Genomic DNA, 21,030 nt, shown 5'->3' on the forward strand with positions numbered 1-21,030 from the left:
CAGGATCAGACCTTGATGACGGTGAGGCGTCCGCCGCAGAGCGCGGTGAGGTCCTCCGGATCGGAGGTCAGGACCGTGGCCGGTCCGGGTGTGGCGAGGGCGGTGGCGCTGAGCATGGCGTCGATGGCGTGCTTGTGGCCGTGCAGGTCGGCGTCGGCGATGAGGGCGGCGGCGTGGCGGGCGATGGGCTCGGTGACCGGTTCGACGACGAGGCGGGAGAGGGTCCACTCCAGGGGCGGGCGGTTGGTCCGCGGGTGGACGACTTCCATCAGGGTGGCCGCGGAGGTGATCACCCGTAGGTCGTCGGCGCGGGACAGGGCCAGCCAGGTTGCGACCGTGCGGTCGTGGAGGACGGCCTTGGCCAGTCCCTCGCTGTCCAGGACGAGGGTGCCACCGGGAACTACGGAGGGAGCGGCTAACGCGGCGTTCGCTCCGCCCGCCGCCTGGGTCGCGCAGGGGGCCTGGAGCTTCTCGTCGGTGACGGGTCCGTGTTCGGCTTCGGCGATGGTGATGAGTTCGTTGAGGTTGTCGCGTTCGATCTGGGCTGCGTCTACATATACGGCACGCCACGAGCCCGGTGTCACTGACGTCCGCTCGTGGGGCAGCGCGGACCACGCCTCCCTCGACGCCGACCTCTACCGCGTCGTCAGCGGCTGGGCCCGCGAGTGGCCCTTCGACGGGTGGCGTACTCGCCTCGATGAGAAATCGCTCCGTGCCGCCGCGTCGCCAGGACGGCCGCACGTCAGGTAGCCGAGTGGGCCGGGAACGGCGTGTCAGTATTCCTTGCCACCCACGCCCGGTGCGTCGATGGGTAACTGCCGGACCGGAAGAAGCGCCTCGCAGTCGCCGAATATTTCCCCGAGTTGCCCGACGCTGGTTGATCTTCAGTCAAAGAATTTCGACACGTATTCGACACATCCACTCGCCAAATCCTGGTGATACCGGGACAGCCCCGGAGTCTCTCCTTGATCGTTAGGGGAAGCCTCGAGGTCCTGTCGCGTCGTGCGATATTCGCCTGACCAGCAAAAACGCCCTCCCGGAGGAGGGTGGGGAGTAGGTGCCCCCGGCAGGCTCGAACCTGCGGCCAAGCGCTTAGAAGGAACCCGACTCGTTTGATCTTGATACGTCTCTGACCTGCATGAACGTGGCCCAACTGCCTATGTGTAGGGGGTACCGTTCCACGCATTTTCCACATACTCGGAACAATGGATGTGCTGGTCCGAGGGCGATCTCTCCGCCCACTTCCCGACACGGGAGGCGAAGCCCGGTATCCGTGATGGTGGATTCCGGGCCGCTGGGGCTGTCGGGAGCTTCCTCGGCGGCTATGGCGTGCCTGTTGCTGTCCGCCCCCGCAGTCTGCGGCACTCCGTGCCTGTGCGACGAGCCGTCGGGGGCTGCGTCGTACGTTGAGAACCGGCTTCGATTCCTGCCGGTGTCTGCCGGGGCCCGGCGCTGAGCCGTTCTCGCCGCATGTGAGTGAACTGCCATGCCAAGCCGGAAACAATTCTGTCCCTTCCTGGTGTTGTAGCCCCAGCGGTAGCAAGATCGGGGAGGGAAGGTGTCGGGGCTGAGGCTGTTCCATACGACAAGCGGGGTGGCGGAGGTCGCGCCGCGTCTTGCTGAGGTCGAGGCGGATGTGCAGGATCTCGTCGAGGCGCATATGGAGACGATGCTGGGGGTGCGGTTCCTGGCGAGCGAGTACAGCACCGGTCCGGTGCACGGCGGGCGGATCGACTCGCTGGGGCTCGACGAGAACGGCGCGCCGGTGATCGTCGAGTATAAAAGGGCGACCGACGCAGGGGTGATTCACCAGGGGCTGTTCTATCTGTCCTGGCTGATGGACCACCGGGACGAGTTTCAGCGCCTGGTGCGCGACCGGCTCGGCGCCGAGGCCGCGGCCGGGGTGCTGTGGAGGGCGCCGAGACTGATCTGTGTGGCCGGTGACTTCACCCGCTACGACGTCCACGCCGTACGTGAGCACCGTCGCAGCATCGACCTGGTGCGCTACCGCTTCTACGGTGAGCACCACATCGGTTTGGAGACGGTGGCTTCCGTCACCGGGCACGGCTTGGTTTCGCGGACGGCACGCCGCCGGCGTGTGACCGGGCTTCAGCGGGCGTGTACGGCCGGCGGGGCGATGGCGGAGCTGGTCGCGGCGGTCGACGAGGTGCTGCTCGGGCTCGGGGACGACATCACCCCCGTGCAGCGCAAGCAGTACCGCGCCTACCAGCGGCTGCGGAACTTCGCCTGCGTCTGCCCGCCGCAGCGGGCCAAGCTCCTGGTCTATCTCAAGGCCGACCCGGGCACGGTGGACCTCGTCCCCGGTTTCACCCGGGACGTGACGGGACTCGGCCACCACGGAACCGGTGACCTGGAAGTCCAGCTGCGCACAGAGCGGGACCTGGAACGGGCCCAGGATTTGTTCGGCCTCAGCTATACCGCGACGTAGTCGGCAGCCGTCCGCAGCGGTTGGGCAGGGCCAGTGTGCAGTTGTGGGTTTTAGGCGCGGTGCTGCCTCTCGACGTGATGGTCAGGGAATGGCGGTGGATTACTCATGGTCCGAAGGATCCCCGGTTTCGTCAGCCGGGGATCCTCGGCAATTTTTTTGGCCGCCGACTCGGACGGGTCAGACAACCTGGCCCCGGCCTTCCGGGTGCGGTGCGAAGATGCTCTCCGACGGGCAGCTCATTCGTGGCGGCTTTGGCACCTCTGATGAACGCATGGCCTGGCCGTCAAACGGCGCGTGCGACTGCGAGTTGTTGCCGCAGGTTCCCATGGGCTGGCGCGAGGATTTTGCGCAGGGTGGTGAGACACAGCGCTTCCTGGCGGACCACGGCTCCGCTGGTGAGTGCGTCGGCTGTGTGCGAGGCGAGTGGTGCGGGCAGCCAGGCACTGACGCCGCGGGCGGTTTCAGGGGCGACCGCGTCGGTGTACCGGCGTGTGCATGTGATGAGTTCTGCGTAGAGTCCGCTTGCTGGGGTGAGTGGCGGGAGGCCGACCGACGTGGATCGTTGACTGGTGAGAGTGACGCAGTGGAGGCCGTCATAGTCGAGGTCTCCGTAGTAGAGGATTTCAGTGAGTGGGTGGCCGGTTTCTGCGAGGCGCTCGGGGAGTGTGGTGATGCTGGAAGCGACGCGGTCGCCGTCGCCGAATGCTATCCAGCCGACTTCGTCAGGATGAGGCCATTTCCGCAGAATACGGCGGAGGTTGTCGAAGGTGGCCGTGTTCTCGACGATGAGCAGCCAGGGAGCTGGACCGAGTTCGATGATGTTCAGTGGCTCGGGTGTGAGATAGGCGCGTAGGTGGTCCCCGATGCTCAGGAAGCCGCCGAGTACCCATTTCGATTCGTGAATGCCGTCCAGGTGCTTTTCCTCGCCGAATAGTTCGAAGGAACGGTCGCGTAGCGGTATCAGTTCGCTGGTGGCTCCGTCGGCGAGGAGGAAGTCGTTGAGTCGGGTGAAGAGGCGGTGGTCGTGCGGGGAGAGCCGACGGCCGTCAAGGAAAGAAAGTTCCGCGACCCAGGAACGGACCGGCGGCCGGCTGACAGCGGGGCGGAGCGGGTCTATGCGCTCGGCCCATTGGGGCAGAGCCGGGAGCGCGGTGTGGTCCCAGAACTTTCTGGTGACGGGCAGCTTGAGGGCGCCTGCGTCCTGCAGGGCTCTGAGGTTGTCGGCGAAGGCATGACGGCGTTCGGGATCGGTGAGGAGTGCCGGGTTCGCGGCATAGGCGGCGTCGGCCAGGTCGTCGAAGGGGATGCGTTTGCGCGGGTGAGCCAGCAGCCGGTCCCGCAGTATCTCGCTGAGGGTGCGTGGTGCGGTCATGCCTGGTCGTCTCCGTCCCGGTCGTCCGGTTCTGCGGAGGTGTCTGGCTGCTGGGTGCCGGGCTCGGTGAGAGGGGGGCGGTGCAGCCGTGCGGCGCGGATGCCGTCGGAGCGCGCATCGGTGACGCCGGCGCTGACGGTGTCCCCGTACCTTTCGGTCAGCTGGACGAGCCGGTGGCCGCTGCGGGCGTCGTGTGCGTTGTTGCGCAGGCGCAGGATGAGAGGGAAGCGGCCGACGGCATCGAGGTCTTCCACGCCGGTGGTGTAGATCAGCTGGATGCCGTGAGCGGCGGCGACGGCGCGCTGCAGGTCGATAAACGGCACGTAGTTGGACTTGCCCATGGGGTTGTCCAGTAGCAGGGTGCCGACTCCGCCGGTCAGTCCGTGATTGCGGTTGGCGGCGCGTACCTGTGCCAGGCAGCAGTACAGCAACACAGAGACGGTGAGGAGTTCACCGCCGGAGAACTTTCTGATCTTTGTGACGTCGACCGGGTCCATGACCGGGACCGGGTGGGGCTTGAGGACCTTGGCGGTGATACTCCCACTGCCGCCCAGTGCGGCCAGGACCAGGCGTTTGGCCAGGTCTAGCGCTGGGGGCAGGACGTTTGCGCTGCTGGAGTGCTTGGCGGCGACGTTGGCGACCAGGGTGTCCACGCTGGTGGAAATGCGGTGGGTGAGGGTTTCCTCGCTGCCCCAGTCGGCGAGCTTGAGGGTGAGGAAGGGCTTGCCCGACCAGGCACCCAGACCGGTAGGGAGCTTGGAGTGCCGGGCGACTTGGTGCAGCGTGGCCACGATGGTTTTGGTGAGGGCCGCGCACTCCTGGACCAAAAGGAGCTGGTCCTCGGTGAGTTGGTTCAGAAGTGTGGTGGTCCGCTTCTCGCGGAGTTCGATATCCGGGATCAGTGTGGGCAGGGAGGCGTGCAGCTGGGCGGGGTCTTCACTGAGCCGGGCGACAAGCTGGGCGTCGACGGCGTCGGCGTACTGCCGGTCGGTGGCCAGTTGCTGGACGTGGCGGGTGGCGGTGGCGAGTCTGCGGGTGGCTTTGGCCAGGGTCGACTGAGCGTCGGTGATGGCCGTGGTCAGGAGGCCCTGCAGCTGGTGGGCCTGCTCCTCGGTCATGGCGGACGCGCCGTGGGCCGTGACGTCGCAGCGTTCGGTGAGCCACGTGGCGGCGTCGGGCACTGGTTCCTCCAGACTGGGGGTCCAGTGGGTGGCCAGGCCGTTGAGGCCGGCACGGAGAGCGTCGTGGGCTCGGTGCAAGGAACTCGCCGTCAGCGCGGCTGCGTTGGCCTTCTCCTTGAGAGCGTGGCGCTGTTCTGTGCAGGTGGTGTGTTCTCTCTCGGCCTGATCAGCCTCGTGCCGGGTGGCCTGGGCTGCGGCCTCGGCCGTTTCGGGGGCGGAGAACTCCTTGAGCGCGTCCGCGGCGGCGCTCGTGTCGCCGATTCGTTGGGCGGCGGGTGCCTCGGTCTTCTCGGCCTGTTCGGCCAGCACTGTGCAGCGTGCTGTCAGGGCGGCGGCATCGTGGGCATCGTGGGTAGCCCGTTCCACCGAGTGGTCCCGCCGGTCCGGGTCCGTAGCCTCGGGACGTGTGGCCAGCTCGGCGGCGAGTGTGCGCGTGGCGTCGTCCAGAGCGGCCAGGGCCTTGTCAGCCATCTGCAGACGGCGTGTGGTGACAGCGAGGTCGGTGCGCAGCTGGGTATCTGCCGTGTCGGACTCGAAGGCGGTCCGGGCGTTTGCGAATCGTTCCTGCAAGGCGTCCAGTGACGCGCGATCGAGGGCTCGCAGGTCCAGGTCCGGTTCTGCGTATTCGGTCACCAGTGTGGTGAGCTTGCGCAGTGCGCTGCGGTGCCGTTTGAGGTCCTGCCTGCAGAGAGTCTCGTCGCGGCGGTGACGCTGCTCCGTCTTGCGGGCAGCCATCTTGCCGATGGTGGCCAGGCGTGCTTGCTCCTGCTGGTCCGTCTGGTGCTGCCGGGCGGTGTCGAGCTGCTCTTGCAGGTCGCTGGTGCGTAGTGCCTGTTCAGCCACCTGCCGGGCCCGTTCGGTGCCGGCTGCCAGATGACGCAGACGACCGGTGGCCTCGGCGGTCTCCCGCTCGATCCGGTCGCGTTCGGACTGCAGCCGCCGGTGACGGTCGTCCTGCGTGTCGAGCTCGTTCTTCCAGGTGTCTCTGCGGGCCTCGGTTCGCTCCAGGGATTCCTTGAGGCGCCGGTGCGGGGCGGCTCCGAACGCTTCCAGGTGCTCAGCCAGTTCCCGGGCCAGGGCCTGGTCCTCTTCCTGTCCGGTGGTGATGTGTCGGCAGCGTTCTGCGCTTTCATTGATGCGGGTAGCCAGGCGTATCTGTTCGTCGTCGGCGGCCTGGGGCTGCAATGCTGCCGCCTGGACGGGGAAGACGGCGTGTAGGTCGCCCGGGCCGGTGTTGGTGAGACGGGCACGGGCGGTGGCGCTGTCGCAGACCGAGAGCACCGAGCGAGTGCTTACGCCGGTGGCGACGATATGGCGGCGCAGGTCCTGGTCGCTGATGTTGCCGAGGACGACGATGCCGCCGACGACGTCGGGTGCTTTGGCGATCGCGGCGGCGTGTCGGCCAGGAGGCAGGGAGTCCCGCAGGAACTGCAGTCCGCTGACGGCCTTCACTGAGCTGTTGGCAGCTTGGAGGGCGGCCAGGGCGCGTTCGGTTTCCAGGGGGGCGGGGAGGAACCCTTCGGTTTCCAGGCAGGCCAGGGCGCGCCGGTCGGCGGCCACAGCGAGCTGTTCGGCGATGAGTGTGTCCCGGGCCCTGGTGATCTCTTGCTGCAGTATCTGCAGCAGGGGGTGGCCGGCGATATCGAGATTCATACCGCTGCCGGTGGTGTCGAGTTCGTCGTCCAGATGGGCGAGTTCGGTCAGCCGGGGGTGCCGTGACAAGCGCTGTTGCTGTCCGCGCAGCCGGTCCCACCGGTCCCAGATCCGCGCGTACTCGTTGTCGGCCTCCCGCCAGTGCTTGTCGGCCGTGTCCCGTTCGTCTCCCAGCACTGTGAGCTGATCGGTGAGTTCCTTCAGGCGTGTCTGGGTGTGGTCCAGCCGGGTTTCCAGCCGGGTGGTGTCAGCCGACCAGCGTTCGTGGCCTTGTTCCGGGCTCTCTTTCTGCTCCAGGAGGTTGTCGTGGCGGGCCTGGGAGATCAGGGTGTCGATTTTCTGGAGGGACCGCTGAAGGCTCGCAATGCTGCTGCGGGCCTGTTCTGCGGCGACCAGGTGCTGCTTCTCGGCCTGGTCCGCCGCCTTCCCTTCGCGTTCGGTGTCCTTGATGTTCTGGGTGAGCTGTCCGGCTTCATGCTCACGCTCGTTGATGACCTGGGTGAGCTTGGCATGGAGCATGGCGCCGGCGCGTTCCATGGCCTGCTTGAGCGGGGCCGCGTCGTGGGCGCGGCGGGCGAGCAGCGCGTTCAACTCGGCTTGCTCGCGTGCCATGCCTTCGCGTTCCAGGTGGAGGTGGACCGACTGCCAGGCTGCCTGGAGTGCTTCGGCGTTTTCCTGGGCGGCTTCTGCTTCCTTCTGGTCGGCTTGACGGGCCCGGGTGGTCAGGACCGCAGCCGCGAGGTCGAGGACATCTGCTCGTCGACGGCGTTTTTCGGCGCGGGTGCGCGCCTGTTCGGCCTTCTGCTGGGCCTGGCTTGCGCTGGTGTCTGCCGCGGCCTGCTGAGCGGTCAGGGTGTCGCGGCGGGCGCTGATCCATGTGCAGGCCAGCTCGCCGGCCGCGTGGACGGTGGCCATCTGGCCATGGAGGGACGTGGTGTCGGCGATGGCCTGCTGCAGTGGCCGCAGGCGGGTGATCGCGCCGGTCAGGAAACGCAGCTCGAGTTCGCGGGCGGGACGCTTGGCCAGCCGTTCCGCCTGGTTCTTGACGTTGGTGCGCACGGTCGTGGGCTGGGCGGGGTCGACGACCAGGTCGATGAGGAGTTCCAGGAAGCCCTCCGCGCTGTCGAACTGGAAGAGCTCGGTGATCGCGCCCTCGTCGAGGTTCATCCGCCGCTGTACCTGCAGGAGCTGCGGATCGAGTCCGTGGTTGGACAGCATCCGATCCCAGGTGGTGAGGCTCCGGTCGTTCACGATGTGCAGGTCCAGGTGATGGTTTGCGGCCATCTGCTGGGTGAGGGCCTCCAGATAGCCCTTCTTGCTGCGCCAGCCGCCCACGGTGTGTACGGGAAGGGTGGTGAGGTCGGTGGTCCCGTAGGGGCGCAGGGTGTACCAGGCGCGCTGGAGTTTGTCCCAGGCGTCGTCGTCGCTGGCCGGGCGGTGTCCGTCGGGCCACTGGTAGACGGCGCCGGTGATGAGTGCGGGGATACCGAAGGGGTTGGCGTCGTCCTCCCATTCGGCGATGACGTGGGCGGGTTTGCCTTCCAGGACGTAGTCGATCAGGCCCTTCTTCTTCGCGTAGCCGATGAAGTCGGCCTTGCCGGGCAGCAGCAGGCTGAAGAACAGGGCGAGAAGGCTGGACTTGCCGCCGCCGTTGCGCAGCCAGACGATGGCGTCGCTGGCCCGGCCACCGGGCTCGGCGATGTCCAGCAGGGTGCCGTTGAAGCGGGCGTCCTTGTGGCCGATGTTCTCCAGCCGGAGCCGGCGCAGTCGCAGCATGTTCAGTTCTCCTCGGTGGCAGCGGGGTGAAGGTCGGTGCCCGCGAGCTGCTGCCGGCGCACATCGGTGATCTTCTGGAAGGCAGGCAGCGCGGCGGCGCCGGCTACCTGCAGGCGGAAGCTGTTCAGCAGGCGGTACTCCAGCGGGCCCAGGGCTTTGGCCGGTTGGGCGTAGCCCTGCAGGACGAGCCAGTCCAGGATGGATTTGATCCTGCCGTGGCTGGAGGACGCGGCCAGCTGTCCGGTCTTGGTCAGCCGGTGGGGGGAGAGCGCGTCGTAGGCGTTCCATGCGGCTCGGGCAGCGGCTGCCGCTGGCAGCAGCCCCGCATCGTCCTCGGCTTCCTCGCGGAGCCGGTGGACCAGGTGGCGCACGAACGTGTCGATCTCCTTGACCGATACCCTCTTGATCGTCTCCTCTTCCAGGTCGGCGGCGGTGGGATAAGCGTGCGCGGCGATCGCCACGTGGATCAGCCCGTACACCAGCCGGTCCTTGGGATCACGCATCTTGGCCGGCAGATCGGCGAGCCTGAATGCGAACAGCCCCCCTGCCATGGCCGATACCCGCAGGCCCTCCTCGGAGTGCGCGGTGACGACGTTCAACGTCATGCCCTGCGCGATGGCGTCGACAACTTCCCGGAAGACGGGCGAGGACCGGTAGCGCTCCACGAGCTCGTGGTAGTCGGCGTCGCCCAGCGGCTTGCGGCGGGGCTGACACGCGTAGCGCACCAGCCGGGCAGCATCGGATATCTGCTCGGTGCGCGGGAGAGCGGTGTTCATCAGGCGGCCTCTTCTGTCGCAAAGTGCCCCATGGCGGGCGATGGAATGACGAGCAGATCGCTGCCGTGACAGGTGTCCGCGGTAAACGTGGTGCCGTCATCGAGCACCGTGAGCTGACAAGACAGCATTTGCCTCAGCCGGACCGCCGGATCGGGGTCGCCGACGTCTATCTCGGTGTCCTCCGGAGTGGGCGCAAACGCCCGCAACACGCTCAGCGCGACCAGGTCACTCACCACAGGGCCGTCTTCCGCAGCGTCGGCCAAGACGTGCGACAACCGCACCGGCCCGGCCAAGGCCCGGGTGAGAACGGCAAGTGCCTGCTCCCAAGCCGTACTGTCGTAGGCCGGTGCCGTGTCCAGGCCGTCGTCGATGATCACCACGTCGTCGTCGGGGAACGCTGCCAGGTTCTCCCGCGGTGGGGTGAGCAGCATCGGATACAGCTCGGCCAGGACCGGCAGCGCGCCGACCACCGGCCCGCACACCGCCTCGGCGAACGCCTCCGCGACGTCCAGAGCCTCGGCCCAGTCCAGGTTCAGCAGCGGCGTGAAGACGTCATCCTTCATGGCAACCGTGTGCAGCTGCGCCGGGGGCCTGAACCGCTGGGCGGCCTGGGCATCGAGGAAGGTCGGCTCCGCGCGCATCACCTGCCCGTGGAGTTCCACGTGCCGGGTGTAGGCGCGCTGCAGCAGGTCCATGACCCGCCCGCAGGCTTGCCGCACCTGGTCGTCGCCGAAGCCACTATGGGCCTCGCGCAGCCGGTCGATGAGATCTCCCTCGGCCGCCAGCCGCTCCGTAAGATGCTCACGCGCATCCCGCAACAGCTCCGGTGCCCGGTGGTTCCAGTCCACGGACTCGACATCGCGTTCCGTCGCCACCAACACCGTGCGCACCCGCTCGGCGTAAGCGACCGACAGACGCAGACTCTGAGCCGCGCTCTGCTCGGCCCGGCTCCACTGACCGTGCTCGATCTGGCGGCGCAGCACTGTGTCCATGGCCGCCTGCGCATCCTCCACCGCCAGGTCCAAGCCGCTCAGCAACACGTTGATCGCCTCGCTGCTGGCCCGGACCACGGGATGCCCCGAGCGGTGTGGTTCTTCACGCACCAGAAAGAACCGCACCGGCTGCATCTGATGGCCGTCCCGGAAGTCGCTGCAGTCCACAGTGAAGTCAGCTCCGCCGGCGTCGTCATTGAGCAGGCCCCGCCACACGAACCGGGCCACCGCCACGTGCTCATCGTGAGGACGGTCCGGCGCAGACTTCTCGGCCAGACCGGTCAGAAATCGCACGACCTCCTCGGTGGTGGCCTCATCCTCCAGCCCCTGCCGGGAGACCACCGCGTCCAGCGCCGCCAGAGCCAAACTCACCAGGTCGTAGCACTGCCGCGGGAACGGCTGTGGCCCCGGCCGCCGAGCCAGGTCATGAAGGACTCCCGAGAGAGCCAGTGACACCCGCCGCCGCACAAACCCGGGAGCCCGTACCAGTTCCCGCCACTCGGGCGCCTCCACTGCTGACTGCCCAAGATCAGCGAAGAGGTCATGCTCTTCGGCTGTCAGTGCCTCCGATCCATAAGCGTCAAGATCCACAAAATATGGATCTTGTTCATCATTGCTGTCGTAAACCATATTCTCGGTATATCAGGCATGACTGACATAGCTCCCTGCTCATGCTCGCAGAGGCCGTGTGACCTGGGAAGACTCCGAATGTCTCACTCGCCGGTGCGGGTGCGGAGCACCGCAGGCGCTTTCGCCAACATTGGGCAGGTGCCAGTTCTCGGAGGCAGACCCCGTGACGCGAGTCACGGAACGGGCATGGTGAGCCCTACCGACCCTGCCCCGCGCATGACAGCCGAGCCCTCGCTGAGCGACCCTGATTCTCAGCGATTTCTGGCGGCAGCCGGGGTCCCAGGCATCGCTGGGCAACTCTGGCCGGGGGATCCGACGGTGGCCGGTGCGGATCGTTCTGGAACGGGGTCCCGGAGCTGTCGGACGCCTTCACCCTGAGCGAGTTCGTGGGTGAGGTCCTGCAGGAGTGCGGCCGGAGTGTGTGTGGAGAGGTGGATGGCCCAGGCAGGCTGGTGGGGGGTGTTTCCGCCCCACAGGGTCCAGGTGGGCAGGAGGCCGCTCGGGCGCTGGGCGGCGAAGGCGTCGAACCGCAGCCCCGCCGGTTCACTGGTGGGGGCGGTCCAGTTCATGCAGCGGCCGTCGGTCTGCTGCTGCCAGCCGGTGTCGGCGAGAGGGCGGGCGGCCTCGGCGAGCGTCTTCTCGGTGATCTTGGCGTCCAGCCCGCCGCCCCACGCGTGTTCGGAGGCGAGGCTGTCGAGGAGGGCGCGCACGATTTCGACGGGGGCGGCGGCGGTCGCGGTGGCGTGCCAGATGCGCTCGCCGACCGGGGATTCGTAGGCGGCGACGGTCCAGGCGGTGTCGCGCGGGCCGGCTTCGTGGACGAACTCCGCCCGCAGGGTCAGACTCTCGTGACTGGCGACGGTCGTCTCGTCCCAGGGCCGGTACTTCTCCCATTCGCCCTGGGTTTCGAGGAACACGCGGAGAAGGGCTTCATGGTCGCCCGGGTCGGCGGCATACACCGGAACGGTCTCGGTCCGCAGCGGCGATGGTTCGGCCGGCGCGGTCTCGCTCGGCGCGCCTGCTCCAGCGGCCGACGTGCCGGCGAGAGCGGCTGCCGCGCCCTGCTCGGTCTCCGTGGCGAGTGCCGGGCCGGGGCGCACGGCGTCGGTGTAGAGGTGGTCGAATTCGCGGAGGGCTTCGGCGGTCGTGTCGTAGACCAGGGTGGTCTGCCGCAGGTGGTTCTCGCCGTGGAGGTGGATGCTCTTGCCGCCGGGGTAGGTCCCGACAGCGACGGTGGTGTGGCCGTCGTGGGCATGGCGGTGGATGACCAGGCGCCCGGCGGCGATATCGTCGTGGATCTGCTGCGCCTCCTGGGAGACCTCGCGGATCTCGTCGCGGGTCAGCCAGGGCATGGGGTAGTCGGCCCAGGTCCACTCAGTGTCCATCTCGTCCTGAAGGCCGGGGGTGATCTCCACGGCGGCCCCGGCGGACCGGAGAGCAGTCGCCGCCTGCTGAGCGTGGTGGGGTTCCTCGTGGTCGATCCGGGCCAGGACCATGGTCACCGCGTCCAGGGGACGGAAGCCGTGACCGGTCAGCAGTGCGCGGACGGTGTCGGCACCCGCACCTGTGCCGGCGAGGGTGGCGGTGACCGCGTCGGGATGGTCGGGATGCCGGTCGAGACGGACGCGGGTGATCGGGGTCTGAGTCATCGGGGGTTCCTCGCGGGGTGGGCTATCTGCTGGTGCGTGCCGGGCGGGCTGGGGCCGTGGTGCGCAGGGGGCCGGCGCGGGCGGCGGCCGTGGTGCGTGGTGCCCGGCTGGGGGCGGGCGCTCGGAGGAGGGTGCGCTGCCACCGGACACGGATGGCGCTGAGGTTGGCGAGGGCGCGGCGGCTGCCGGTGACGAGCTGGTGGACGCTGTTGGCCGGATCGTCGACGTATGCCCGGATGAGGCCGGCGGTGGTGCGGGCCTGGTGGAGCAGCGCGCGCTGGAGGACCTTCCCGCCCCAGTGCTCCACCGACCCGGCCGGTGTGGAGAGGAGGTTCATGATGTGGGCCGGGCTGGCGTCGCGGAGCAGGAGGCCGCGGTGCTGGGCCTCCCACAGGACGATGACGGGGTCGATCGGCTCGCCACGGTGGGCGAGGGCGGTCAGGCAGTGGAACAGGGCAGCGTGCACGGGAAGGGCGAAATCGACCGGGAGTAGCCACCGCATCCGCGCCAGTTCACCGGGGTGAGCGGTCGCGGTCGCCAGCAGCAGCCGCTCCTCGTCCAGAACGTCCGAGCCGGTGTCCCTCGGCGGATCGGAGGGAGCCGGGGTGCGGGGCAGGGAGCCGGGGTGTGGAGCGAACTGCCCCGCGAGTTCGTCGACGTACCGGGCGAGAGCGTCGGCCTGGGCGAGTATGACCGCGGCCGGATCCGGCTGGACGGGGACGGTGGCTGCTTGCGTGAGGCTTCCGGCGTGGGTGCGCAGCGTGCGCCGGGCGTACTCGGAACGGACGATCTGGGCGTAGGCCGCCGCATGCCGGGGATCCGGGCAGACTTGGACGAGGGCATGGAGGTAGGCGGCGGTGAGCCCGCGGGCATCACGTCGCGCGTGGTCCAAGACGGTTGACAGCCATACCGGTTCCCTCGCGTGCACGACGGCCTCCGGCGGAGTGAGGGTACCCATGGCGGCGAACACGGCAGCGTGTGCGGGATCGCCGAACTGGGCTGCCTCCAGAGAGCCGAGAGTGTCGAGGCGGTGGGGGTCCAGGAGCAGGGCGCCGAGGAGGGCCTGCTCGGCGTAGTGCACCGGCGGCGACGGCGCGGGGTCCGCCAGCCCGGCACCGTCCCCGTCGCCGTACGGGTCGGTCGTTTCGGGCATCACGCCGCCAGGGTGAAGTCGTCGCGGGTGAGGGTCTTGCCGAGGTGCGGCGCGAGGAGATGAGTCGCCAGCCGGGGCGGGACCGCGTTGCCGATCTGCGAGAACTGGGCCCCCTTGGTCCCCTGCCACGGGTAGTCGGCCGGGAACGTTTGCAAAGCGCCGGCCTCAGCCGCGGTGATCCTGATCGACTCCACCGCCCCGCTGCCCCCGTCGGCCTCGTCCGGGAGAGGCTCGGCAACCCAGACGCACTCGTTCGCGCGGTGCCCGAAGAACAGCGTCCCCGCCGGCTCATCAGCACGGCGCACGGTGGCGTTGGCCTGGTTGTTGCTCCGCAGACTCCACGACCAGCGGTGCGCCTCTGCGGTGAAGGTGGGAGCCGGTTCGTCGGCGGGGCGGTTCTCGCGGGTGCCGTGCCGCTCTACCCATCCGGACCCCTCCCGCCGGGACGTGAGGACGATCCCGGTGGCAGACCTTCGCCGGGTCCAGGCACCGCGGTCACGGGCGTCCGTGAGGGCCTTGCGGGACCCCGAGGGGAACGGCTCGGGTCCGCCGCCGGGTCCTCCCCCGGCGCACACGGTGGGGACCGGCCGGTCGGTGGCGCCCCAGCCGAGGGCATCGGCCATGGACACCCACCGTTCGCGGCCCGGCCCGAACAGCGTCTCCGGCTCCAGGGTCTTGGCATGGGTGGGCGGGGGCGGCTCGGCGGTGCGGACGCGGGAAGCGAGCAGGATCGCCCGCCGCCTCGTCTGCGGCACCCCGTAGTCCGCCGCGTTCAGGATCCCGGTCCAAACGGAGAACCCCCAGGACCGGAGGATCGCCGCGTACTGCTTCCACAAGGGCAGGACGTGCGGGACCTCCTCCATCGCCACCCACTCCGGCTCACCCACCGCGTTGAGGGCATGGAGGTAGCGCATCGGTTCGGCCGCGAGCAGACTCCGCTCGTCGCGGCAGGCGCTCAGCAGCCGTTCGCGGGTGTCCCGGCCCTGGGCGAGGTCGGCGACCGCCTGGTGGACCAGCGGCTGGTCAAGCAGGCCGAGTTGCTTGCCCGCCATCGACCATGCCTGACACGGAGGGCTGGCTATTACCCCCCGGGTTCGGCCCATGAACGGCCTGACCGGGTACATGGCGACGTCGGTCCGGATCGTCAGCTGGCCCGCTGCCGCCCGCGTACGGCAGGCCCACTCGTCCCACTCCAGACCGATGTCCCGCACTCCGAACACCGACAGGGGGTACGACCAGCCACCCGGACCCGCGAACAGATCCAGAACAAGCCCACCGTGCCTCACGCGGCCAGTCCGAAGTCGTCCTGCTCGGGCTCGAAGCCTCGGCAGGCCCAGGGGGAGCAGCCGTCGGCGACGCCCTGCTCCAGCTCGTCCAGGTTGGGTCCGGTGCTGTCGAGGTCCTGCTGGCGGGCGGCCCATTCGGCGGCGGTGACATGGTCGATCGGCGCCTCACTGAGGGGGACGCGGGAGCGGTGCAGAAACGCCTGCCCCAGCAGCGGATTTCCGGAGGCGTTCGCGCGAGCGTTACCCTGCCGGATCGCTGCGTCGAATGCCACAACGTCTTTCCACTCTTCTGGGGAGTCGTCCCTGATGCCCCGCCATTGCGCGTTTCCGTGGAAAGGGCATCCCAGGCAGCTCGACTTCGGAGTGGTACCCAGCCCCCGGGCGGTCAGATAGCGGATGCAGTCGGCACGCGACCAGTCCATATCTGCGATGAGGGGGTGCCGGTTGCGCATGTACTTGACGTCGGCGTCCTTGGCCCGGTGGAATTCATCGGTGGATATGCCGACCCACTGCTCGACGAACACACCCTTCGGAATGCGTACCGGATAGGGGTAGCCGAGGAGTGCCCGGACCCGCTTCTTTATCGGCTTTATCTTATATTCGCCCGTGCACTGCCGCCGGGTCATCCCAGGTTTGCCGTCCTTGTTTAGAATGTAGAGCGGCATGGACGCGAATCGATGATGAGGGTCGAGGGCGTCGTCTCTTATGTTTCCGGAGGAGACCCGCAGGATGGGTATCCCTGCGGGTGTTGCTATTTCACGCTCCAGGCGTTCGAGGTGGTCGTAAACGGCTCTGGGTTCCCAGCCGGTATCGGCGAAGATGGCGTAATCGACTTTGGGGAGGATGCCTTCGGCGGAGAGGGCGAGCATGGCGCTGGACTGAATTCCAGCGCCGAGGGATATCGCCCGGAATTCGGGGGTGTCGGAAATGGTGGTGGTCCTTGTGGGGTGCGGGGGGTTCAGCGCCTGGCAGGTGCGGGGCGGGAGGCGCCGAGTGGATGCGGCGCCGGGGGCGTTGCCGCGGTGGTGGGTGCCGGGCGTGCGGCGAAGGCGGCGCTTACGGCGTCCAGGCCGTCGGCGAGCTGCCGGGTGGAGAGAGTGGCGTCCCGGAGCCACTCCCAGGCGCCGGGCATCCTGCGCCAGTGCGCGTTGTTGCGGGCCCACGCGAGGATGTCCGCCGCGTTCTGCAACTGCTCAGCGAGCTGCGCCAGGACGGCGGCCTGCTGTTCGCGTTCCGTTGCCGTGCGCGCGCTCTGAAGAAGTTCGTCCAGGGCACGGGGAGTGGGCCGGGATCCGCCGGCAGCCCGTAGAGCCGGGCGTGAAGGGATTGCGCAACCGCCCCGACCGGCCCGCCGGAGGACTTGTCGCCGAACCGCGATGCTGCCCGGGGACGGACGCTGAAGCTGACGATCACATCCCTGGTGGCCGCGCGGGGGTCGATCACGTCGGCGAGGGCGCGTGCGATGTCGTGGGGAGTCGGGTCAGCGGTCGCAACGAGCCTCCGTAAAACGTTCTGGGAATCGCGGTGTCGGTCAGCGGGTGTGCCCGCGGGCCGGGGCGCGCGGCGCGGCGATGCCGGGGCCGGAGGGCGGTGCTTCCCCGAGCGCGTTGAGTGTGGCTTGGCCTGCGGGGGTGAGGAGGACGCGCTGTCCGGTGTACAGACTTGTGCTCCGGTCCCGCACGATGAGCCCGTCGGCCTGCAGTGCTTCGAAGACGGGCATGGTGATCCGGGCGGAGATCCCGGTGCTGACCCGGGCCAGGCGACGCGAGAAGTCCCGCACGACGACGCTGTGGCGAGCGATGATCTCCAGCGCCCGGTGCCGGGCGGGGGTGAGCCGGTACACCGGTTCAGGCCACACGGTCGGTGTCGGGGGCTGGGCGTCGGGTGGAGTGGGGGCGGGCACGAGTGCCTTTCGCATGAACGCCACTGCCGCTGGGGGTGCTTCAGCGGCCGTGGGCGGTAACGGTCAGGTTGCGGCTGACCCGGGGGCGGCGTCGTGGACGGCGGGCCAGCAGGAATCAGGTGGACAAGTGGTCCGAGGGTGTCGGTGACCAGGTCACCGCTGCCAGCGGGTTGCCGCGGGCAGACCAGGACGCGGTTGTCCGCGGGAGGACTGTCACCGGCGCACTCCGCCCGGGATCACACTGACCGACGGCCGGGTGCCGGCACGGGATCGCAGGGCGGGGGCGAGGGCGCGGGTGATGCCGCCGGCGGCGTAGTGGCAGCAGGTCGCGGCGATGTCGAGATGGTGGGCCGCATCGGCGAGATGCCCGGTCATGACCGGGACGGCCTCGGCGTGCCGGACAGCGCGGACGGTTTCCTCGTCGGCCGGCGGACCGGGGAAGGGCGCTCCCTCGTAGGGGTTCTCGGCCAGTGTGCTGGCGAGGTCGGAGGCGGCCAGGGACGCGGACACGACGGCGCCGGCGATCGTCTCCAGGCTGGAACGGCTCCCCGGAACTGCGGTGTAGGGACCCCCGTCCAGGGCGTGCAGTCGGGCGAGCGCTCGGGCGGTGAGTTCCTGGGCCTGGATCAGCAGCGGGGGATATCCGGGTGAGGGCGTCGGTGCCGGGCTGCCAGGTCAGGTCGCGGACCTGGGTGTGCAGGGTCTCGAAGGCGTCTGCCAGCTGGCGCAGTTGCCTGGTTTCTCGGGGGATGTCGGTCGGTTTCATAGGGTCGGGGGATCCTTCGGCCGGGGCCGGGGCTGGGTGTCAGCGGGCGCGGACCTGGTGACTGCGGGCGGTGAACCCGGCCGCAGTCAGGGTCTGCCGTGCGGTGGGGATGCGGGTGTTGAGGATGACGAAGGTCCAGCCGTCGTCGGTGGAGCCGACGAATACGTCGTGATGGTCGGTGATGCCGATGAGAGTCCTCGGGTGGAGTCGGGAACGAAGACGGGCGGTGGCGGAGCGCTTTGGGGGCGGCTACGCGGCCTTCCCGAAGTTGCCCTGCTGGGGTGCGGCCTTGACGACTGCACGGGCGGTGATGCCCTGAGAGGCGACGGCGGAGGCGGCGGACAGCTTGTCGGCACCGGGTTCCTGGTACCAGGGGCGCAGGTCGAGCATCGCGGCGCGCATACCGGTGGCGAAGCAGAGCGCGGTGCCCTTGGCGAGGGCGCGGATGGCGTCCGCGGGGAGGATGCGTTCCTGTCGCATGCTGATGCTCGTGGACGTGCCGGAGTCGGAGGTGGAGGTGGATTTGGTTTCGACGTCGTGGTCGCCGATCAGCCGGGACAGCTTGTCCGCGAAGTCGGGGTCGTCGATGCCGCTCCCGATGACCTTGATGGTGGAGGCGGACCACATGGCGTCCATGCCCGCGTCGCCCCACACTTTCTGGCCTTGGCGGTAGGACTGGAGGATGGTGATCGGGATGATCCCGCGCGATCCTAGGTGGGAGTACAGGTCGGGCAGGTCGCTGATCTTGCAGACGTTCGCGGCCTCGTCGAGGATCGCGAGCATCGGGGGGTCGAGGCGTCCGCCGGCGCGTTCGGCCTGGGCGGTCGCTGCCCGCATGACTGAGTCCGCGCACGCGGCGATCAGTGCCGAGGCGCCGCCTCCGCCGTCTTTCGACAGCAGGTAGAGCGTGTCGGTGGAGGTGACGAACTCGTTCGGCTTGAACTCCGCGATTGCTTCATGGGGGGTGACCCAGCGGGCGATCTCGGTGTTGAGGAGGGCGGCGGCGTACTGGCGGGCGGTCTCGTAGATGCCGTCCCTGGTTTCCGGAGGGCCCTCCACGGTGCCCTTCAACTGTGCGGCGACGGCGGCGAAGCCGTGATCGCGGAGGATGTCGAGCGGGGCCCGGTTCGCGGGGAAGGCGAGCCAGTCCATGACGTCGGTGATCGGCCGCTCGTTGAGCGCTGCGGCGAGAAACAACTGGGACAGGATGTTGGATCCGGCCTTTGACCAGAAGTCGCCCTGTTGGGAGGCGTCCACGCTGGCGGCGAGGAAGTGCCCGGCGAGCCGTCCGGCGCCGTCGAGGGTCTTGGCGTCCGCGAGCGGGTTCCACCACATGGTCCGCTCGGCGTGGGCGATCTGCTGCGGGTCCATCGACCACACCCGTCCCACAGCCGACCGCGCGTCCAAGGTGGCCGTGTAGGCGTCGCCGGCCGCCTTGTTCGAGGTCAGGAGCACCGGGCCGGGCGCCGCGAGGATACTCGGGATCGCCAGGCTGGTGGTCTTCCCGGAGCGAGGGGCCATGATGGCCACGGCGACGTCCTCGAACCCCATCCGCACCTCGGTCCGGGTGCCCTGGAGGTTGCCGAGAAGGATCCCGGTGTCGGACGGGGCGATGGACTTCGCGTCCTTGAGACTGGGGCGCAGGGAGCGGGCTTTGGCGGTGATGGCCTTGGCGAGCAGCGGTTCGACATCCTTAGCCCTGGCCATGCCGGCGACCTTCTTCCGTCCTCCGCTGGTGCCTCGGTGCCGCCGCCAGCACGCGGCGGCGATCACGGCGAGAACGATGAGGAAGGCGGCGGGGACGATGCGCGTGCCGACGAGAAGGGACGTTTCTCCGAGGTGGGGCCAGAGCCGGTCGGGGTGGAGCAGGGCGTCGGCGGGCTGGTAGGGGGCCCACGGTTCACCGGTGAGCCGGGCTGAAATATTGCCGCAGAGCCAGGCGGCGTTGGCGGCGGGGACGGCGAGGACGAAAGAGCCGAGGAGGGCCTTGAAGGCGAGGTCGGTACCGGGGCTGGTACTGGCAGAGGAGGGGGTGTTGGGCAAGGGGAGACGATCCAGGGGCCGGGTGCGGGGGCAGGGTTAGCGGCGGGGCGGCGGTGGAGCCTTCGGCGGGCGCGGACCGGTGACCGGCCGGGGAGAGGCTGGCGCGGTCAGCTGCTGGATGCGGCGCTCCAGCGCGGAGGCGAGCGTGCCGGCGGGGACGCTCTGGAAGGTGACCTGAGCGCGGTCCCAGGCCGCGGGGGACAGGCGCAGGAGATCTCTGGCCAGAGGTGCGGGGTCGGCCAGCGCACGGGTGAATCCGGCGATCAGGGATCGCGGGGCGGTGTCGCTGAAGCGGGCCTGCCAGAGGCGGTTCTCGGGGTCCTCGCCGACGGTTGTGGTGGCGGTCCATGTGTCGTCACCGCCGCCTTCGAAGTGGGCGAAGCCGTCGGGGGAGGTCAGGCCGCCGTGGTCCCGGGCCGGGAGCCAGCCCGCGGCCAGGAGCGGTGCGTACGGGTCCGGTTCCGCCGGGACGCAGTGGGGGTGGGTGAGGGCGTCGATGAAGCCCGCGATGGTCTCGACCGGGGTGCGTGCGCCGAAGTTCGCGTACCAGGCGGGCCGCCCGGCATCCGCGGCGTGGTGGACGTTCCACCACTGGCTGTCGGAGGCGGGCTCCAACCGCAGGAGTGCCTTCTGGCCCGGGCTGGAGAGGATGACGCGTGGCATCAGAGGGTCGTGTCCGTGACTCCATCCGGCCGCGCGGTGAAGCGGGACGGTGATCCAGGCGGGGTCACCGCTGCCGGCCAGGTGGCGTGGTGCGATGAAGTCGACCTCGATCGACCCGGGAGCGCTGGGCACGGTCATCGCCGGACCACCGGTGCGCAGGCCGTGGCCGGGCTCGGCGCGGGAGCGGTGGTGAACAGTCGCGGGGGCGTGTGCTGGGCGGCTTCGTGGATCTCCAGGACCGCCTGGCCGTGGTGCGACCACTCATGGAGGTAGTGCGACGCCTCCGCGTTGCGTTCGGCGAGCGGCTCGTCGTACTCCTCGGTGCCCGGACCGGCGAACGGCGGCAGAGCGTCGCGGACGTCGATCCACGCGCGCTGGAGGTCGGAGAGGTGGTCCAGCGCGGAGCCGAGGGTGGAGACCTGCCACCCCCACCGGTGCTGCATGCCCCACCGTTTCGGCTGGAGTGCGGACGAGATGTTCTGCATCTGCGTGTTGGCGGTGGCGATCAGGTCCTTGGCGCCGTAGCGGACGCCGGTGAAGGCATGCCACAGTTCCGCGTCACGCCGCCGCTCGCGCTGCCGGTAGGCGATGGGGTCGTGGGGGTGGTGGTCGGGGTCGGTGTGGGTCTCGGCATAGGACTCCCAGGCAGTGGTGATCTGTGCGCTTTCACGGATGAACCGGGCGAGGTGCTGGAGCCGAAGCCGGTGAATGTCCTGCGGGAGGGGAACGGTCAAGAGG

Annotated in this window: 16 protein-coding genes; 1 reads left to right on the top strand and 15 read right to left on the bottom strand. The window is 69.0% G+C overall.

The genetic code is table 11. From position 1 onward, the window contains the following. Positions 1 to 5: 5 nt before the first annotated feature. Positions 6 to 380 (bottom strand): type II toxin-antitoxin system VapC family toxin, encoded by a 375-nt coding sequence (locus tag OID54_RS33350; RefSeq protein ID WP_329027927.1) that lies wholly within the window; start codon positions 378 to 380, stop codon positions 6 to 8. A 1,178-nt stretch (positions 381 to 1,558) separates the two neighbouring features. Between OID54_RS33350 and OID54_RS33355 the strand changes: the two genes are divergently transcribed. Further along, positions 1,559 to 2,449, top strand: a complete 891-nt coding sequence (locus OID54_RS33355; protein ID WP_329025717.1) for a DUF5655 domain-containing protein — start codon at positions 1,559 to 1,561, stop codon at positions 2,447 to 2,449. 283 nt (positions 2,450 to 2,732) lie between these two features. Here the strand turns inward: OID54_RS33355 and OID54_RS33360 are convergent, their stop codons facing one another. The 14 genes from OID54_RS33360 to OID54_RS33425 form a co-directional block, all read right to left on the bottom strand. Beyond that, positions 2,733 to 3,821 (bottom strand): hypothetical protein, encoded by a 1,089-nt coding sequence (locus tag OID54_RS33360; protein ID WP_329025719.1) that lies wholly within the window; start codon positions 3,819 to 3,821, stop codon positions 2,733 to 2,735. Beyond that, a complete protein-coding gene (locus tag OID54_RS33365) occupies positions 3,818 to 8,431 on the bottom strand; it encodes a hypothetical protein (protein WP_329025721.1) in 4,614 nt (1,537 codons plus the stop codon). Before OID54_RS33365 ends, OID54_RS33360 begins: the two co-directional genes overlap by 4 nt. A 2-nt stretch (positions 8,432 to 8,433) precedes the next feature. Beyond that, a complete protein-coding gene (locus tag OID54_RS33370) occupies positions 8,434 to 9,207 on the bottom strand; it encodes a hypothetical protein (protein WP_329025723.1) in 774 nt (257 codons plus the stop codon). Beyond that, positions 9,207 to 10,571: a hypothetical protein gene (locus OID54_RS33375; RefSeq protein ID WP_329025725.1), complete on the bottom strand. Its 1,365-nt coding sequence runs from the start codon at positions 10,569 to 10,571 to the stop codon at positions 9,207 to 9,209. The genes OID54_RS33370 and OID54_RS33375 overlap by 1 nt, the downstream gene beginning before the upstream one ends. A 509-nt stretch (positions 10,572 to 11,080) precedes the next feature. After that, entirely contained in the window at positions 11,081 to 12,478 is a 1,398-nt protein-coding gene (locus OID54_RS33380; RefSeq protein WP_329025727.1) for a DUF317 domain-containing protein, read from the bottom strand. 22 nt (positions 12,479 to 12,500) lie between these two features. After that, the gene (locus OID54_RS33385) at positions 12,501 to 13,631 is read right to left on the bottom strand and encodes a DnaB-like helicase N-terminal domain-containing protein (RefSeq protein ID WP_329025728.1); all 1,131 of its coding nucleotides are present in this window, start codon (positions 13,629 to 13,631) and stop codon (positions 12,501 to 12,503) included. Further along, a complete protein-coding gene (locus OID54_RS33390; protein WP_443055725.1) occupies positions 13,631 to 14,851 on the bottom strand; it encodes a DNA cytosine methyltransferase in 1,221 nt (406 codons plus the stop codon). Before OID54_RS33390 ends, OID54_RS33385 begins: the two co-directional genes overlap by 1 nt. A 62-nt stretch (positions 14,852 to 14,913) precedes the next feature. Next, the gene (locus OID54_RS33395; protein ID WP_329025732.1) at positions 14,914 to 15,786 is read right to left on the bottom strand and encodes a hypothetical protein; all 873 of its coding nucleotides are present in this window, start codon (positions 15,784 to 15,786) and stop codon (positions 14,914 to 14,916) included. A gap of 89 nt (positions 15,787 to 15,875) precedes the next feature. Next, positions 15,876 to 16,106, bottom strand: coding sequence for a hypothetical protein (locus OID54_RS33400; protein ID WP_329025734.1), 231 nt, complete (start codon positions 16,104 to 16,106; stop codon positions 15,876 to 15,878). A gap of 342 nt (positions 16,107 to 16,448) precedes the next feature. After that, a complete protein-coding gene (locus OID54_RS33405) occupies positions 16,449 to 16,835 on the bottom strand; it encodes a hypothetical protein (RefSeq protein WP_329025735.1) in 387 nt (128 codons plus the stop codon). Between the two features lie 198 nt (positions 16,836 to 17,033). Then, on the bottom strand, positions 17,034 to 17,330 hold the full coding sequence (locus tag OID54_RS33410) for a hypothetical protein (protein WP_329025736.1): 297 nt from the start codon (positions 17,328 to 17,330) through the stop codon (positions 17,034 to 17,036). Between the two features lie 505 nt (positions 17,331 to 17,835). Then, the gene (locus tag OID54_RS33415) at positions 17,836 to 19,629 is read right to left on the bottom strand and encodes a type IV secretory system conjugative DNA transfer family protein (protein ID WP_329025737.1); all 1,794 of its coding nucleotides are present in this window, start codon (positions 19,627 to 19,629) and stop codon (positions 17,836 to 17,838) included. Positions 19,630 to 19,665: 36 nt separating this feature from the next. After that, entirely contained in the window at positions 19,666 to 20,430 is a 765-nt protein-coding gene (locus OID54_RS33420) for a DUF317 domain-containing protein (RefSeq protein ID WP_329025738.1), read from the bottom strand. Then, positions 20,427 to 21,026 carry a hypothetical protein gene (locus OID54_RS33425; RefSeq protein ID WP_329025740.1) on the bottom strand — a complete coding sequence of 200 codons (600 nt, stop codon included), beginning with the start codon at positions 21,024 to 21,026 and terminating at the stop codon, positions 20,427 to 20,429. The genes OID54_RS33420 and OID54_RS33425 overlap by 4 nt, the downstream gene beginning before the upstream one ends. Between the last annotated feature and the right edge of the window lie 4 nt (positions 21,027 to 21,030).

Origin of the sequence: Streptomyces sp. NBC_00690, assembly GCF_036226685.1 — a bacterium.
In the GTDB taxonomy this organism is placed as follows: Bacteria; Actinomycetota; Actinomycetes; order Streptomycetales; family Streptomycetaceae; genus Streptomyces.